This window comes from Stenotrophomonas sp. 8(2023), assembly GCF_030345295.1.
GTDB lineage: Bacteria > Pseudomonadota > Gammaproteobacteria > Xanthomonadales > Xanthomonadaceae > Stenotrophomonas > Stenotrophomonas muris.
Map to the genome: position 1 here is coordinate 3,305,414 of NZ_CP128404.1, position 17,058 is coordinate 3,322,471.

The 17,058-nt window shown below is 67.2% G+C and carries 12 protein-coding genes and 1 riboswitch; of the genes, 6 read left to right on the forward strand and 6 right to left on the reverse strand.

Features of this window, described 5'->3' with window-relative positions; all coding sequences use genetic code 11:
* Positions 1-44: 44 nt before the first annotated feature.
* Positions 45-1,295 (reverse strand): DUF819 family protein, encoded by a 1,251-nt coding sequence (locus tag QP609_RS15510; RefSeq protein WP_053496043.1) that lies wholly within the window; start codon positions 1,293-1,295, stop codon positions 45-47.
* 158 nt (positions 1,296-1,453) lie between these two features.
* Between QP609_RS15510 and QP609_RS15515 the strand changes: the two genes are divergently transcribed.
* Positions 1,454-1,843: a VOC family protein gene (locus tag QP609_RS15515; RefSeq protein WP_134809166.1), complete on the forward strand. Its 390-nt coding sequence runs from the start codon at positions 1,454-1,456 to the stop codon at positions 1,841-1,843.
* A gap of 86 nt (positions 1,844-1,929) precedes the next feature.
* Here the strand turns inward: QP609_RS15515 and QP609_RS15520 are convergent, their stop codons facing one another.
* Both QP609_RS15520 and QP609_RS15525 read right to left on the reverse strand, forming a co-directional pair.
* Positions 1,930-3,216, reverse strand: coding sequence for a HAMP domain-containing sensor histidine kinase (locus QP609_RS15520; protein ID WP_032958989.1), 1,287 nt, complete (start codon positions 3,214-3,216; stop codon positions 1,930-1,932).
* Positions 3,203-3,916: a response regulator transcription factor gene (locus QP609_RS15525; protein ID WP_014648011.1), complete on the reverse strand. Its 714-nt coding sequence runs from the start codon at positions 3,914-3,916 to the stop codon at positions 3,203-3,205. Before QP609_RS15525 ends, QP609_RS15520 begins: the two co-directional genes overlap by 14 nt.
* A 131-nt stretch (positions 3,917-4,047) precedes the next feature.
* Here QP609_RS15525 and QP609_RS15530 point away from each other — a divergent pair, with 131 nt between their 5' ends.
* The 4 genes from QP609_RS15530 (at position 4,048) to QP609_RS15545 (ending at position 10,838) form a co-directional block, all read left to right on the forward strand.
* On the forward strand, positions 4,048-5,751 hold the full coding sequence (locus tag QP609_RS15530) for a glycosyltransferase family 39 protein (RefSeq protein WP_050483544.1): 1,704 nt from the start codon (positions 4,048-4,050) through the stop codon (positions 5,749-5,751).
* A 111-nt stretch (positions 5,752-5,862) separates the two neighbouring features.
* Positions 5,863-6,630, forward strand: coding sequence for a phosphatase PAP2 family protein (locus QP609_RS15535; protein ID WP_069116217.1), 768 nt, complete (start codon positions 5,863-5,865; stop codon positions 6,628-6,630).
* Positions 6,627-8,276 carry a phosphoethanolamine--lipid A transferase gene (locus QP609_RS15540; RefSeq protein ID WP_197621824.1) on the forward strand — a complete coding sequence of 550 codons (1,650 nt, stop codon included), beginning with the start codon at positions 6,627-6,629 and terminating at the stop codon, positions 8,274-8,276. The genes QP609_RS15535 and QP609_RS15540 overlap by 4 nt, the downstream gene beginning before the upstream one ends.
* A gap of 597 nt (positions 8,277-8,873) precedes the next feature.
* Positions 8,874-10,838 (forward strand): M2 family metallopeptidase, encoded by a 1,965-nt coding sequence (locus QP609_RS15545; protein WP_142235298.1) that lies wholly within the window; start codon positions 8,874-8,876, stop codon positions 10,836-10,838.
* Positions 10,839-10,958: 120 nt separating this feature from the next.
* Here QP609_RS15545 and QP609_RS15550 read toward each other — a convergent pair whose 3' ends face one another.
* The 3 genes from QP609_RS15550 to QP609_RS15560 form a co-directional block, all read right to left on the reverse strand.
* The gene (locus QP609_RS15550; RefSeq protein ID WP_014648016.1) at positions 10,959-11,351 is read right to left on the reverse strand and encodes a hypothetical protein; all 393 of its coding nucleotides are present in this window, start codon (positions 11,349-11,351) and stop codon (positions 10,959-10,961) included.
* A 68-nt stretch (positions 11,352-11,419) separates the two neighbouring features.
* Positions 11,420-12,313 (reverse strand): siderophore-interacting protein, encoded by an 894-nt coding sequence (locus tag QP609_RS15555; RefSeq protein WP_014648017.1) that lies wholly within the window; start codon positions 12,311-12,313, stop codon positions 11,420-11,422.
* A 140-nt stretch (positions 12,314-12,453) separates the two neighbouring features.
* A complete protein-coding gene (locus QP609_RS15560; RefSeq protein WP_032960036.1) occupies positions 12,454-13,680 on the reverse strand; it encodes a multidrug effflux MFS transporter in 1,227 nt (408 codons plus the stop codon).
* 299 nt (positions 13,681-13,979) lie between these two features.
* Positions 13,980-14,082: riboswitch (glycine riboswitch) on the forward strand.
* Positions 14,083-14,144: 62 nt separating this feature from the next.
* On the opposite strand from QP609_RS15560, the gene gcvP reads away from it, so the two are divergent.
* The gene (gene gcvP / locus QP609_RS15565) at positions 14,145-17,012 is read left to right on the forward strand and encodes an aminomethyl-transferring glycine dehydrogenase (RefSeq protein WP_014648019.1); all 2,868 of its coding nucleotides are present in this window, start codon (positions 14,145-14,147) and stop codon (positions 17,010-17,012) included.
* The last annotated feature ends 46 nt before the right edge of the window (positions 17,013-17,058 follow it).

A 17,058-nucleotide genomic window follows, 5' to 3' on the forward strand; every position in this document is an offset into this window, starting at 1 on the left:
GCGGCGCACGCCGCGAACCCGCAACAGGATCGTCCGGCCAGGACTCAGGCGCCGGCCATCCACTTCAGGATCAGGCCGGTGACATACGCCAGCCCGGTGCCGGTGGCATAGCCCACCGTACCCAGCAGCACGCCCACCGGCGCCAGCGTCGGATGGAAGGCTGCGGCCACCACGGGGGCCGAGGCGGCCGCGCCGATGTTGCCCTGCGAACCGATCGCGAAGAAGAACAGCGGCGCGCGCAGCAGCTTGGCTACCCCCCACAGCACCAGCACGTGCGTGGCCATCCAGATCGCGCCGAGCAGGAACAGCCACGGCCGATCCAGCAGCGACAGCAGGTTCATCTGCATGCCGATGCAGGCGATCAGGAAGTACAGGAACACCGTGCCCAGCCGCGAAGCGCCTGCGGCTTCCAGCCGTCGCGCACGGGTGAAGCTCAGGCCCAGGCCCATCGCCGTGGACAGCAGGATCACCCAGACGAACTGGCTGTCGAGGCTGAACTGGCTGGCCCAGCTGACATTGGCCTTGAACCAGCCCGACAACGGCGCGGCGATGGCATGGGCCAGGCCGACGCCACCCAATGCCACGCCAACGATCACCATCAGGTCGGTCATGCTGGGAATGCGCGCGTTCTGTGCCTCGTAGGCGCTGATGCGTGCCTTCATCTCGTCGATGGCGCGGGTGTCGGCACCGTTGCGGGTATCGATCTGCTGCGCGCGGTTGGCCAAAAACAGCAGGATCGCCATCCACAGGCTGGCGCAGGCCACGTCGACCACCGCGAACTGGCCAAAGGTGGTGGCATCGGTGCCGAACACCTCGCGCATGGCCACCATGTTGGCGCCGCCACCGATCCAGCTGCCGGCCAGCGCGGCCATGCCGGCCCAGGTATCACCGGCCACCGTTTCCGGATGGATCAGCTTCATCAGCTGGAACGAGACGATGGCGCCGAGCATGATGCCGGCGGTACCGGCGCAGAACACGATCAGCAGCTTTGGGCCGAGCTTGATGACGCCTTTCAGGTCGATCGACAGTGTCAGCAGGACCAGCGCAGCGGGCAGCAGCACGTCGCGCGCGACCGGGTTGTACAGCGAGGTGTTGTGGCCATCGATGACACCGGCGGTGTTGTAGATGGCGGGGATGAAGTAGCACAGCAGCAGTGCCGGCACCCAGGCGAAGATCTTCTTCAACAACGGGGTCGGACCACTGGCGGCCCAGAAGATCAGGGCCAGGGTGGCGGCAATCAGGCCCAGTCCAACGATGTCGTTGCTGATCAGGGCGGTAGCGGGTTCGGTCGGCATGGGATCCTCTGTCGATCGAAAGAGCGGAGAAAAAAAAGCGCCGCATGAAGCGGCGCAGGTCGAGATTAACATTGTCTTCACGCCTGGTCATGCTGCGCTGCTTGTCGCCTTCTCCTGCATTGACGACGATTGCGGCATCACCGTTGTGGAGCAGGCCCATGCAGCTTGGTGCGTTCTCTGTCAGCCTGTCCGTGAAGGACCTGGCCGCCTCCCGCGCGTTCCACGAAGCCCTCGGGTTCTCGGTCACCGGTGGCGATCCCACGCAGAACTGGCTGGTAATGCGCAGCAACGGCACGGTCATCGGGCTGTTCCAGGGCATGTTCGAGGGCAACCTGCTGACCTTCAACCCCGGCTGGGACCAGCACAGGCAGGAGCTGCCCCACTTCCAGGATGTGCGTGAACTGCAGGCGGAACTGGATGCCAAGGGCATCGAACTGGCAGTCCGCACCGCCCCCGATGGCCAGGGGACCGGCGACCTGCAGCTGGCCGATCCCGACGGCAACGTGATCCTGATCGACCAGCACGTGGCGCGGCCGAACGGGCGGTAATGCGAACAGCCATTGCGCGGGTAGGCGTCGACCTTGGTCGACGGGCCGCATGCCAACCAAGGTTGGCATCTACCAGGACGGCCGGATCAGGCCGGGCGCGAGGCACTGAAATCGAGCGTGACACGCGTTCCGCGCGGTTCGCAGGGCTGCAGCTGCAGGGTCCAGCCCAGGTGTTCGCACAGCCGCGCGATCAGGTCCAGGCCGATGCCGCTGCCACGATCGGCGCGTCCGCCACGGGCCATGCGCGCGTGGATGGCGGCAATCTCCTCCGGGCTCATGCCATGCCCTGGGTCCTGCAGCGTCAGCACCGCCGACGCACTCAACTGCAGCTCGATATGGCCGCGGCCGCTGTTCTCGATGGCATTGCGCAGCAGGTTGCCGATCGCCGCCTGCACCACTGCCATCGGCGCAACGATATCCACCGGCGCCGCCTGGATGCCGATGCTCAGGTCCTTGTCACCGAGCAGGTGGCGATGGTCGTCGACGATCTCCGGCAGCAGCTGGTCCAGGGCGATGCGCTCGGCACGCGCGGCCAGGCGTGCCGGATCACGCGCCAGCACCAGCAGCAGCTCGATCAGCTGCTCCACGCTCTGCGCTGTGCGCAACACCCGCTGCATCTGCTGGCGGGCGCGCTCGGGCAGGCCCGGTTGCTCCAGCGCGAGCTCGGCAGCACCGGTCATCACCGCGATCGGCGTGCGCAGTTCGTGGCTGGCGGTGCTGATGAAGACCCGCTCGCGCTCGACGAACTGCTCGTTGCGGTCCAGGTAGTCGTTCAACGCACCGGCGATGGTATGCAGCTCAGCGCTGCCGCGCGGATCGACTTCGATACGCTGGCCCTGCACGCCCGGCCGCAGCCCGGCAATGTGCTGTGCCAGCAGGCTCAACGGACGCACCATCCGCTCCATGCCGAACGACGCCATCAGCACGGTGACGAAGATCATGATCACCCCGGCCAGCATCACCCAGCGCGTGGCGAACTGTTCCAGGTCATGGAAATCGGAGATGTCAAGCGCCAGCGCCACCCGTCCCATCGACTGTGTTTCACGGACCATCACCGCCGTCTCGCGGCCCTTGACCATCACTCCGTCATGCAACCCAGGATGCAGGGAGCGCAGGCTCTCTGGCAGATTGACCGCGTCAAAGCGGTACAGGCTCAGCGTGTCCGAGTCCTGCCAGCGATAGTGAGGTTCGTGCTCGACATGCTCGACGATGCTGTCCAGTTCGGAATTGAGCAGCGCGCGCCACGCGGCGTGCTCGGCGTGTTCGTGCACGTAGTTGCCGACACTGAACACTGCAATCGACAGCAGCGCCAGGTACCCGAGCAACCACCACACCACCCGCCGGTACAGCGGCCCCGGCTTACGCGCCCTCATCAGCATTCCTGCCTGCGTCGGCAGCGTCCATCAGCGCCAACCGATAGCCCACCCGCGGCAGCGTATGGATCAGCTTGTCGGCAAACGGGCCGTCGACGCTGCGGCGCAGCTCGTAGACATGCGAGCGCAGCAGATCGCCATCCGGTGGCTCGTCGCCCCACAGGGCGAACTCCAGCTGCTGGCGGGTGACCGCACCGGGGCTGGCGCGCATCAGCACTTCCAGCAGCTTGCGGCAGGCCGGGTACAGGTGCAGCACCTGGCCACCACGCTGGGCTTCCAGGGTCGCCAGGTCCAGCACCAGGTCGCCCACCTGCAGGCGCTTGCGCGGATTGCGGCCCTGCGCGCGCAGCAGCAGCGCCTCCAGCCGCACTTCCAGCTCGGGCAGGGCGAACGGCTTGGTCAGGTAGTCGTCGGCACCGGCGCGGAAGCCGGCGATCTTGTCCGGCAGCTCGTCGCGCGCGGTCAGCATGATCACCGGCACCTCCGACGCGTGCTCGGCGCGCAGGCGACGCAGCACCTCCGGCCCCTCCATGCGCGGCAGCATCCAGTCCAGGATCACCGCATCGTAGGGGTGGCTGCCTGCCAGGTGCAGGCCGGTGATGCCATCCGGGGCCACGTCGAGCACGTGCCCGCGCGACTCGAAATAGTCGAACAGGTTGGCCACCAGCTGGCGGTTGTCCTCGATCACCAACAGACGCATGCACGAAAGATCCACGGAAGTTCGTACCATGGTAGCGCCGACCATGTCGGAATGCGGTCGCCCTGCGCCCGCTCCGACGCCTTTCCTACCCCAGCCACGTCAGAGTGGCGGTTTTGCTCCCGGAGCCTGCTGTGCCCGTAGCCCTGCCCCGCCGTTGGCGCCTGCCCCTGTTGTGGCTGCTGATCATCGCCGCGTTGGCCGCCGGTATCGGCCTGCGCCAGCCGCAGCCGCCGGACGAGCCGCGCTTCGTGCTGGCGGCCCGTACCATGGTCGAAAGTGGGGAATGGCTGCTGCCGCACCGGGGCGTGGAGCTGTACGCGGAGAAGCCGCCGGTCTTCATGTGGCTGCAGGCGGCCGCTTACGAGGTGGTCGGCAGCTGGCAATGGTCGTTCCTGCTGCCGTCGCTGCTGGGCGCCCTGCTCAGCCTGTGGCTGGTGTCGGACCTGGCACGGCGGCTGTGGTCGCCGCGGCATTCCCTGTACGCCCTGGCGGCGCTGTTCTGCACCCTGCAGTTCGGCCTGATGGCCAAGCGCGCGCAGATCGACATGGTGCTGGTCGGCATGACCACGGTGGCCCTGTGGGGATTGATGCGCCACCTGTGCGAGCGCCGCAACCTGCCCGCGCTGTGGCTGGCCGGTTTCGCCGCTGGCCTCGGCACGGTGACCAAGGGCGTGGGGTTCCTGCCGCTGCTGATGGTGCTGCCGTGGTTCGGCTGGTGGCTGTACCAGCGCCGCCGCGGGCGCAGCGTGGACGGTCCGCACCCGGCAACGCTGCTGTGGCTGATCCCGGCCTTCCTGCTGGGCGTGGCGGTGTGGCTTGCCCCGCTGGGCTGGGCATTGCTGCATGAGCCCAGCGCGTCCCTGCAGTCCTACGCCCACGAACTGCTGTTCAAGCAGACCGGCACCCGCTACGCCAACGCCTGGCACCACCGCCAGCCGGTCTGGTACTACCTGCAGGTGATCCTGACCTTGTGGCTGCCGGGCAGCCTGTTGCTGCCGATGCTGTTCAAACCCTGGTGGCGCCGCATCCGCCGTGGTGACTGCCGGCAATGGCTGCTGTTGGGCTGGGCGCTGCTGGTGCTGGTGTTCTTCAGTGCCAGCCCCGGCAAGCGCGAGGTCTATGTGCTGCCAATGCTGCCGGCGATGGCGCTGGCGGTGGCCCCGCTGTTGCCTGGCCTGCTGCGACGGCTTTGCGTGCGGCGCTACCTGTTCGGCTACACCGTGGTGCTGATGCTGGCCACCGGTGTGCTCGGCGTGATGCTGATGACCGAACATCCGTGGGCCCTGGCGCAGCTGGAACGGCGGGCGATGCCCGATTCGCTGCTGCCGGTGCTGGGAGATGGCCTGCTGACCTTTGCCATTGCCCTGGCCACGTTGATCGTGTGGCTGCGGGTGCGACGTGCCGCAACGCTGGTGTTGCTGACCCACGGCATGCTGTGGATGCTCTACGGCCTGGTGCTGATCCCGGCGCTGGATCCGTACGCATCAGCGTCGGCGGTGATGCGCCGGGTGGGCGCGCGGATCGGCCCGGACGCGGAGCTGGCACTGGTCGCCTGGCGCGAACAGAACCTGCTGCAGGCAGATCGGCCGGTGCGCGAGTTCGGCTTCAAGCGCCCCTGGGCCGAACAATGGCATGACGCCGGCCCGTGGCTGGCCGAGGCGCCGGGCAAGCGCTGGGTGCTGGTGCTGGACGATGCGATGAGCCCCTGCGTGGACCCGGCGAAGGTGATCGACATCGGCATTGCCAACAGGAATCGTTGGCAACTGCTTCCCGGTACGGCCTGGGACCCGAAGTGCCACGCCGAGCGGACCGGATCGACCGCCGAAGAAGACTGAACGTTGACACGTTATGGGCAAACATTAACCCGGCACGAACGAGCGTCCGACCCTTCTCCGACATCGAGGTGACGAGCATGAGCGCGGATTCCCGAACCGCCCCTTCCCAGCATGCCCGTTCGTCCCATTGATGCGGCAGCGCCGCTTGCGACATCACCACTGGCGTCAAGATTCGCCGTAACTCACTTCTGGCTGCCTGTCGCAATCGGTCTGCCCGTGTTTACGCTGCTGATGGGTTTCGGCGGTGATCAATGGGTGGCCGATCACCTGTTCCGCCTCGAAGGTGGCCACTGGGCGTTGCAGGACGCCTGGGTCACCCGCACGGTGGTGCACAAGGCCGGCAAGTGGCTGAGCACGTCGGCGGCGCTGGTCGCGATCCTGTTGTGCGTGCACCACTGGCGCAAGGGGGGCGATCGCACCCTGCGATGGGCGCTGCTTTATGTCGTAATTGGCATGGCGCTGGGTACGGGCGTGATCTCCCTGCTGAAGACCCTGGTGCCGATGGAATGTCCCTGGGACCTGCTGCGCTACGGTGGCCATCAGCCCTATATCGGGCTTTTCACGCAGCGCCCGGCCGGCATGGCCGCACAGGCCTGCTTCCCTGCCGGCCACGCCAGCGCAGGCTATGCGTGGCTGTGCCTGTACTATTTCGCCCTGCTGTGGCGCCCGTCGTGGCGCTGGGCAGGCTTGTGGATCGGCCTCGGCACCGGCCTGGTGTTCGGCATCAGCCAGCAGCTGCGCGGCGCGCATTTCCTTTCGCATGACGTTGCCACCGCGTTGATATGTTGGCTGCTGTCACTCGGCCTGTACCTGATCGTCAAAGGCATCCTGATCCGCCGTCAGCTGGACCGTCCCAACCGCCAGGAGGCAAACGCATGAGTGCATCGGTCCAACGCCCCGCCCGCGCTTCTGCGCTGGCGGGTCTTCGCCACTGGCGGCCACAGCTGTCCACCGAAGCACTGATCGCGTTCACCAGCCTGTTCTTCGCGGTGGCCGGCAACGGCCTGTTCTGGCACAGCGCGATGGCCAGCCATCCGGGCAGCCTGCGCTACGCGCTGTCGCTGCTGCTGTTGCTGCTGGGTGCGCACGGCGTGCTGCTGGGCATCCTGGTCTGGCGCTGGAACGCCAAAGTGGTGATCAGCCTGCTGCTGCTGGTGACCGCATTCGCCGCACACTACATGAGCCGCTACCACATCTACCTGGATGCGGACATGCTGCGCAACGTGCTGGCGACCGACCCCAAGGAAAGCCGCGAGCTGATGACGGTATCGCTGCTGTGGCCGGTACTGCTGCTGGCAGTGCTGCCGATGGTGGTGCTGTGGCGCGTGCAGCTGCGCCGCCGCAGCTGGGGCCGCAGCCTGCTCTGGCGCGTCGGCTTCCTGGTGGTGGCGGCAGTGACGGCTGTCGGCGGCGCGTTGATCTCGTTCCAGGATGTCTCGGCACTGATGCGCAACCAGCGTGAAGTGCGCTATCTCGCGACACCGGCCAATGTCCTGTTGGGCATGCCGCGGGCATTGCGTGGCGACAATCCGGTGCAGCGCGCGCCGAAGCTGCCGATCGGCACCGATGCCAAGGCGACCCCGCGCGCGCCGGCCAGCAAGCCGCGCCTGCTGGTGATCGTCATGGGCGAGACCGTGCGTGCGCAGAACTGGGGGCTCAACGGTGGCCGCAACACCACCCCGGAACTGGCGCAGGCCAGCGTGATCAATTTCCCGGACATGCATTCGTGCGGCACCAGCACCGAGGTTTCGTTGCCGTGCCTGTTCTCGCCGTGGGGCCGCCATGACTACGACGAGAAGAAGATCCGCGCGCACCAGTCGCTGCTGCACGTATTGAACCGTGCCGGCATCGCACCGTTGTGGCGTGACAACCAGTCCGGCTGCAAGGGCGTGTGCGAAGGCCTGGACTTCCAGTCGCTGTCCGATGCCACCACGCCGGGCCTGTGCGCCGATGGCCGCTGCATGGACGAGATCCTGCTGCAGGACCTGGCCACCCAGGTACGCGCCAGGCCCGGCGACCGGGTGGTGGTGCTGCACCAGCTGGGCAACCACGGTCCGGCCTACTTCGAGCGCTATCCGCCCGCATTCCGCCGTTTCACCCCGACCTGCGATACCCGTGACATTGGCCGTTGCTCGCGCGAAGAGATCACCAACAGCTACGACAATGCCGTGCTGTACAGCGATCACTTCCTGACAAAGACCATCGGCACGCTGCAGGGCATGCAGGATTACGACACGGCGATGATCTACCTGTCCGACCACGGCGAGTCGCTGGGCGAGAAGGGCCTGTTCCTGCACGGCGTGCCCTACGCCATCGCCCCGGCCGAGCAGACCCGGGTACCGATGACGATGTGGTTCTCGCCAGGCTTCGCCAGCAGCCGTGGGCTGGACCTGCAGTGCGTGCGCAAGCGTTCGGCGGCGTATACCGACCATGACAACCTGTTCCCGTCGGTGCTGGGCCTGATGCAGGTGAAGACCTCGCTGTACGAACGCGACCGCGACGTGTTCGCCAACTGCGAGAGTTGAGGGGTGTTCGGCAGGGCTTGCAGCCCTGCACCTGCAGGGGCAACGGCCGAAGCAACAGCAACAGCGTGCATTCCGTGGGATGGTGGGGTGGGTCCGGTGGCGGGAGACGCCGTAAACCCATCCTTGGGGGCTTGGCCGCGGCATCCATGCCGCGGACACTCCCGCCACCGGACCCACCCCGCCTTCGACAGTTTTCCGCGATCTGTTGGAACGATCTTGTGGTCAGATCCGTTTTCCGGAGGAAAACGGATCTGACCCCATTTTGATTGTCGATACCTGACAGATGTGTCGACCAAGGTCGACACCTACCAACAGCCGCCACGATCTGTCAGAGGTGGGGCGGTGTGGGCTTGCAGGACCGTTGGCGCCATGGATGGCGCCATCGAGCCCCCATGGATGGGTTTACGGCGTGTCCTGCAAGCCCACACCGCCGCGCCATCCCACGGATACCCCGCTGTTGCGGTTGCTTCGGCGGTTGCTGTTGCTTGTGCTCTGGCCTCTGCGGGTGCCGGGCGCCGCCCGGCCGACTTCCGCCACTTGCGGAGGCAGCGGCTGCCCACTAGCCTTCGGCCGTCGTTCACCACCCAAGGACCGCCCGTGAAACACCGTCATCTCCTGCTGGCCTCGGCAATCGCCGCCGCCACGCTGGCCCTGGCCGCCTGCAAGAAGGAAGCTGCCCCAGGCACCGATACCGCCAGCAGCAGCGCCCCGGCCGGCGAAACCGCCGACCAGTTCGTGGCCCGCATCAATGCCGAGTTCAAGGCCGCCTACCCGGAGATGACCTCGGCGCAGTGGCTGTCCTCCACCTACATCAACAGTGATTCGGAACGCATCGCAGCCAAGGCCAACGAGCGCTCGCTGACCCAGCTCAACAGCTGGATCGAACAGGCTGCGAAGTTCGACGGCAAGCCGATGAGCGAGGACAGCAAGCGCGCGATCCACCTGCTGAAGCTGATGTCGTCGATGCCGGCACCGCGCGACCCGGCCAAGCTGGCCGAGCTGACCCAGATCGCCACCCGCATGGAAGGCAGCTATGGCGCCGGCAAGTACTGCACCGATGCCAACGATCCGAGCTCCTGCCGCCAGCTGGGCGAGCTGGAGCAGGTGCTGGCACGCAGCCGCGACTACGACAAGCAGCTCGACGCCTGGCAGGGCTGGCACAGCACCACCAAGAACATGCGCGGCGACTACCAGAAGTTCGTCGGCCTGGTGAACGAAGGCGCCAAGGGCATGGGCTTCACCGATGCCGGCCAGATGTGGCGCAGCGGCTATGACATGCCGCCGGAGCAGATCGGCCCGGAAACCGACCGCCTGTGGGAACAGGTCAAGCCGATGTACGAGCAGCTGCACTGCTACGCACGCGGCAAGCTGGACAAGACCTACGGCAAGGACAAGGCCGAAGTGGGCAACGGCCTGATCGCCGCGCACCTGCTGGGCAACATGTGGCAGCAGGACTGGTCGAACCTGTGGGACCAGCTGGAACCGTACCCGGGCGCCGGCAGCCTGGACATCACCGCGGCGCTGGAGAAGCAGTACCAGACCAACCTGAGCGCGGCACTGGCCAAGGCCGGCAAGGATGCCAACGTGGCCGCGCAGTACAAGGCGCAGCGCGAGGCCGAACTGCGCACCGCCAAGCAGATGACCGAACGCGCGCAGGACTTCTACGTGTCGCTGGGCATGCCGTCGCTGCCGCAGTCGTACTGGGAACGCACCCAGTTCATCAAGCCCGATGACCGCGATGTGGTCTGCCACGCCAGCGCCTGGGACATGAACATGGAAGGCGACGTGCGCACCAAGATGTGCATCAAGCCGAACGAAGAGAACTTCACCACCATCTACCACGAGCTGGGCCACATCTATTACGACCTGGCCTACAACCCGCTGCCGCCGCTGTTCCAGGGCGGTGCCAACGATGGGTTCCATGAAGCGATCGGCGACACCATCGTGCTGGCGATGACCCCCAAGTACCTCAGCTCGATCGGCCTGGTCGATGCGCCGACCGAAAGCCGCGAAGCGGTCATCAACAACCAGATGCGCATGGCGCTGTCGGGCGTGTCGTTCCTGCCGTTCGGGCTGATGATCGACCGCTGGCGCTGGGGTGTGTTCGATGGTTCGATCACCGCCGACAACTACAACAAGGCATGGTGGGACCTGAAGGCCAAGTACCAGGGCGTGGCGCCTGCCAGTACCCGTGGCGAGGAGTTCTTCGATCCGGGCGCGAAGTACCACGTGCCAGGCAACACCCCGTACACCCGCTACTTCCTGGCGCGCATCCTGCAGTTCCAGTTCTACAAGGGCCTGTGCGACGCGGCCGGCTACAAGGGCCCGCTGCATGAGTGCACCTTCTACGGCAACAAGGAAGCCGGCCAGAAATACTGGGCGATGCTGAGCAAGGGTGCCAGCCAGCCGTGGCAGGCCACGCTGAAGGAGCTGACCGGCACCGACAAGCTCGATGCCGGCCCGATGATCGAGTACTTCACGCCGGTCAACGAGTGGCTGAAGCAGCAGAACGAAGGCCAGATGTGCGGCTGGCAGGCCAACGCGGCACCGGCGGCGAAATGAGAAAAGGGGCGGGTCCGCAAGGATCCGCCCCTTCCTGGTAGTGCCAGGCCGCTGGCCGGCAACCACGCGATGAAGACCCCGCGGGCAGCCGGCCAGCGGCCGGCTCTACCGGAATGCCTGTCAGCTGTCCTTCTTCGCCGCCATCGCCGCGGCCAGGTCCGCCTTGAACTCCTCGAAGGTCTGGCCCTTTTCCTTCGCTTCGGCCTGTGCGGCGTCGCGCAGCGCATCGGAGTACATCAGGCGCACCGGCGTGCCGTTGCGCTCGTGCAGTTCACCGGCCTGCATGATCAGCGCCAGTACCTGCGCGGCGGAGTCACTGTGGCCGGCGATACGGCCGTCCATGCCCAGCACCCATTCGCCATCGCGGCGCACGACACCGGCCAGCAGGGTGCGCTGCGCGTCGCGCAGTTCCGCATGCGGCTCCACCGGCGAGGCCTGGGCAGCGGCCTTGTTGGCGGCCTGCTTTTCCTGGCGACGGCGCTGGTCGCGGCGGGTCTTGGAGCTGGTGGACATGGTGCGGTACCGCTGCGAGGGGGGCGCAAGGATAGCGCACCCCGCCCGCCACACCGCTTCACACCCCCTCAGTCCAACACTTTCCCGTGCCGCCAGTAACCCATGAAGGTGATCGTGCGGCGGTCCAGCCCGCACTCGCGGACCAGATGGCGACGGATCGCCATCACCGCTCCCGCCTCGCCTGCCACCCAGGCATACAGCGGCCCGGCCACGCTGGCATCGGCCTGTTCCCAGAGGATCTGCGCGTCGACGTCGATCTCTTCCAGTTCTTCGCCAGCGACCACGCTCGAGGCGGCCAGGCGCGCCTGCACCGCCTGCAACAGAGGCGCCCCGTACGCCGCCCGCCCGCGCGGCAACCAGACCAGCTCGGCCGTGGCCGGCGCCTTCAGGCGAACCGCATCACCGGCCTGCGCCACTTCCAGCAGGGCCAGCGTACGCGGCGGATCCACCCTGGCCGCCAGTTCCTCGAGAATCCCGGCCACTGCCGGCAGCGCGGTCTCGTCAGCCACCAGCAGCACCTGGCCAACGCCGGCCGGCGGCTTCCATTCCCAGCCCTCGCTGCTGTCGGCGCAGTCGGCATCCGGGGCCAGCAGCACCACGCGGTCGCCCGGCCGTGCATGGATGGCCCATCGCGAGGCCGGCCCGGTCTCGCCATGCAGCACGAAATCAACATCGACCTCGCCCTGCTCTGCACGCAGCTGGCGGAGGGTGTAGGTGCGCATCGGCGGGCGCTGATCGTCCGGCAGGGCCCGATAGCGTGGGTACCAGTCCTCGCCGCTGGGGACCTGCGGCGCCTCCTGGCCGGGCAAGGGGAAGAACACCTTGATGCGCTGGTCCGGCCCTCCGGTCGTCATCCGCGCCACGTCGGCACCGGTGAACACCATGCGGTCCAGGGAAGGGGAAAGAACGCGGCGCTCCTTCAGCGCCACCTCGAACAGGCGGTAGGTCTGCTGCGCAGCCATGGGGAACCTCATGCAACGACAGTGGATCGGCTGGCTGTCGTGCACCTGTGCACCGGCTGGCTGGAGTGCCCAGCCTAGTCCGGCGGTTTCCCGCCGCAAGCGTTGCGGGCGCCACGGCCCGCCCTACCCCTGCGCGCTGCTCAGTGACCCGTGCAGGCTGCCTGCGCCGCGCGTTCGCGCCGGTGTTCCCAGTACCAGAACACGAAGCCGGCGCCGAAGAACCCGGCCTGGCCCAACGCCAGGTGCAGCGGGCTGGCGCTGAGCAGCGGCGACACCACGCCGGCCACCACGGTGCTGATCATCAGCTGCACGAAGGCCTGCAGCGACGAGGCCAGGCCGCGCTGGTGCGGGTACATGTCCAGCACCGCCAGCGCCAGGATCGGGAAGATCAGCGCCATGCCCATGCCACCCAGGAAGATCGGCAGCACCGCCCACGGCAGCACGAACTGCGGCGCCAGCGCCACGTAGCCGACGTTCAGCAGCACCGACAGCGCGCACAGGCCGAAACCAATGGATACCTGGCGGGTGGGCGTGGTGTGCCCGGCCATGCGCCCGGACAGGAACGAGCCGGTGGTCATGCCGCCGATGGTGGGGATGAACAGCCAGGCGAAACCGCCCTCGCCCAGGTGCAGGTGCTGCATCACGAACACCGGTGCCGAGGAGATGTACAGGAAGATGCCACCGAAACCGATGCTGCCGGCCAGCGCCAGGCGCAGGAAGCGCGGATTGAAACCGATGCGCACGTAATCACGCATCAGCACCCGCGGCGACAACGGAACGCGCGCTTCGAGCGGATGGGTCTCCGGCAGGTAGCGGGCGGTGGCTGCCAGCAGAACCAGTGCGAACACCACCAGGAACCAGAAGATCAGCGGCCAGCCAGCACCGCTGAGCAGGATCCAGCCACCGATGATCGGCGCGATCGCCGGGGCGATGCCGAACAGCATCGACACCTGGCTCATCAGCCGCTGCGCGTCGTGACCGTGGTACAGGTCGCGGATCACCGCGCGGCCGACGATCATGCCGACGCCTGCGGACAGGCCCTGCAGGGCGCGGAACCCCAGCAGCGTGGTCAGATCGGTGGACAGCGCACAGCCGACCGAGGCGCCGACGAACACCACCAGGCCGCCGAGGATCACCCGCTTGCGGCCCCAGGCATCGGACAGCGGGCCGTGTGCCAGGCTCATCAGGCCGTAGAACAGCAGGTACACGCTGATGGTCTGCTGCACCGCCACCTCGTCCACCGCCAGGCGCTGGGCCAGCTGCGGGAACGCGGGGAAGATGGTGTCGATCGAGAACGGACCGAACATGGCCAGGCCGGCGAGCAGCAGGGCCATGCGGCGGGTGGAAGGAGCAACAGCGGCGGTCATGGAGAAGGCGTCCGGCAGGGCCATGCGCGGCACGCACGGCGGGCGCCAGTCCCCTGCAGCAGGGACGGCGCCAGATGAATTCGGGTATCCGCCCATCATAGGTGGGGATTGCGCCTGATGCCATGCAGCAGTGCACAAAACGCACGGGCGGGCCATCGGCCATTCAGGCGCCGCGGCCGGGCCCGCAGGCGGCTGGCGCGCCCGCAACGGGCTATAATCGGCAGGCAACACGGTGGGAGAAGCGGAACACCGCTGCCGAAGGCGCAACGCCCGTAATCGCTCAGGCCCGATACCACCCGTAACACAACTCTGGAGAGACCGGTTCGATCCGGCGCCGAAGGGGCACGAAGCCGCGGTTTTCCGCGCTTCCAAACTCTCAGGCAAAAGGACAGAGGGGCGCCCCGCAGACCGCCGACCGGCGGCTTGTGCCCGTGCGTGTGCCCTTTCCTGACGGATCCTTCGCCATGTCCCAGAACACCCCTTCCCTGCGTGAGCTCGAGCACCACAATGCGTTCGTCGAGCGCCACATCGGCCCCAACGATGCCGAGATCGCGCAGATGCTCGACGTCGTCGGCCACGCGTCGCTGGATGCGATGACCGATGCCATCGTACCGGCCAAGATCAAGTCGCCGGCGCCGCTGGCACTGCCGGAATCGATGACCGAAGTGCAGGCACTGGCGAAGATCCGTGCGATCGCCGACAAGAACACCGTGCTGCGCAGCTTCATCGGCCAGGGCTACTACGGTACCCACACGCCGAACGTGATCCTGCGCAACATCCTGGAAAACCCGGCCTGGTACACCGCCTACACCCCGTACCAGGCCGAGATCTCGCAGGGCCGCATGGAAGCGCTGATCAACTTCCAGACCCTGTGCGCCGACCTCACCGGCATGGAAATCGCCAACGCCTCGCTGCTGGACGAAGCCACCGCCGCAGCTGAAGCGATGACCCTGGCCAAGCGTTCGGCCAAGTCGAAATCGGACACCTTCTTCGTGCACGACGCCGTGCACCCGCAGACCCTGGAACTGCTGCGCACCCGCGCCGAGCCCATGGGCATCGTGCTGCGCGTCGGCACCCCGGCCGAGGCACTGGAAGCAGAAGCCTTCGGCCTGCTGCTGCAGTACCCGGACACCTTCGGCCAGATCGGCGACTACAAGGCGCTGGTCGAGGCCGTGCACGCGCGCGGCGGCCTGGTGGCCGTGGCCACCGACCTGCTGGCGCTGACCCTGCTGGCCGCCCCGGGCGAATGGGGTGCGGACATCGTGGTCGGCAACAGCCAGCGTTTCGGCGTGCCGTTCGGCTTCGGCGGCCCGCACGCCGCATTCATGGCCTGCCGCGACGCCTACAAGCGCTCGATGCCGGGCCGCCTGATCGGCGTCTCGGTCGATGCCCAGGGCAACCCGGCCTACCGCCTGACCCTGCAGACCCGCGAGCAGCACATCCGCCGCGAGAAGGCCACCTCCAACATCTGTACCGCACAGGTGCTGCTGGCGGTGATGGCCTCGATGTATGCCGTGTACCACGGCCCGGAAGGCCTGACCCGCATCGCCCGGCGTACCCACCGCCTGGCCTCGATCCTGGCCGCCGCGCTGCGCGAGGCCGGCGTGCAGGTCGGTGGCGACTTCTTCGATACGCTGCACATCACCGGCGTGCATGCCGATGAGATTCACGCCAAGGCCCGCGCCGCCGGTTACAACCTGCGTGCGATCGACAGCGACTCGGTCGGCATCAGCCTGGACGAGACCGCCACCCGCGGCGACGTGGTCGCGCTGGCCGCCGTGTTCGGCGCGCAGGCCGACATCGATGCGCTGGATGCCAGCACCGCCGACGCACTGCCGGCCGGCCTGCTGCGCCAGTCCGCGTTCCTGACCCATCCGGTGTTCAACACCCACCACAGCGAGCACGAACTGCTGCGCTACCTGCGCTCGCTGGCCGACAAGGACCTGGCGATGGACCGCACGATGATCCCGCTGGGCTCGTGCACCATGAAGCTCAACGCCACCGCCGAGATGATCCCGGTGACCTGGCCGGAGTTCTCGCAGATCCACCCGCTGGTACCGGCCGACCAGGCGCTGGGCTACAAGGAACTCATCGACACGCTGGAAGCGATGCTGGTCGAATGCACCGGCTATGACGCGGTCAGCCTGCAGCCGAACTCCGGCGCGCAGGGCGAGTACGCCGGCCTGCTGGCGATCCGCGCCTACCACCGCTCGCGCGGCGAAGGCCACCGCGACATCTGCCTGATCCCGGATTCGGCGCACGGCACCAACCCGGCCTCGGCGCAGATGTGCGGCATGAAGGTGGTGGTGACCAAGACCGATGCCAACGGCAACGTCGACGTCGAGGACATCCGCCTCAACGCCGAGAAGTACAGCGACCGCCTGGCCGCGATCATGATGACCTACCCGTCCACGCACGGCGTGTTCGAGGAAGAGGTGGTGGAGATCTGCGAGATCATCCACAAGCACGGCGGTCAGGTGTACACCGACGGTGCCAACATGAATGCCCTGGTCGGCGTGGCCAAGCCGGGCAAGTGGGGGTCGGACGTTTCGCACCTGAACCTGCACAAGACCTTCTGCATCCCGCACGGCGGTGGCGGCCCGGGCGTCGGCCCGTGCGCGGTCAAGGAGCACCTGGCCCCGTTCCTGCCGGGCAAGCTGGGTGACAACGGCCCGGTCGGCATGGTCAGCGCGGCCAGCTTCGGCAGCGCCTCGATCCTGCCGATCAGCTGGATGTACATCGCAATGATGGGCCGCGACGGCCTGCGCAAGGCCACCCAGGTCGCGCAGCTCAACGCCAACTACATCGCCAAGCGCCTGGCCCCGCACTTCAAGACCCTGTACACCGGCCGTAACGGCCTGGTGGCGCACGAGTGCATCCTGGACGTGCGCCCGCTGGAGAAGACCAGCGGCATCGGTGCCGAGGACGTGGCCAAGCGCCTGATCGACTTCGGCTTCCACGCCCCGACCCTGAGCTTCCCGGTGGCCGGCACGCTGATGGTGGAGCCGACCGAGAGCGAATCGCTGCACGAACTGGATCGCTTCATCAACGCGATGATCCAGATCCGCGAGGAGATCACCGCGATCGAAGACGGCCGCCTCGACCGCGAGGACAACCCGCTGAAGAACGCGCCGCACACTGCCACCGCAGTGACCGCCAGCGAGTGGACCCACGCCTACCCGCGTGAACTGGCCGCCTTCCCGCTGGCCAGCCTGAAGCAGAGCAAATACTGGCCGCCGGTGGCGCGTGTCGACAACGTGTACGGCGACAAGAACGTGATGTGCGCCTGCATCCCGGTCGATGCCTACAAGGATGATGAAGTCGAGGCGTGATTCCTCACTGCATCGGTAAAGAAAACGGCCCGCGCAAGCGGGCCGT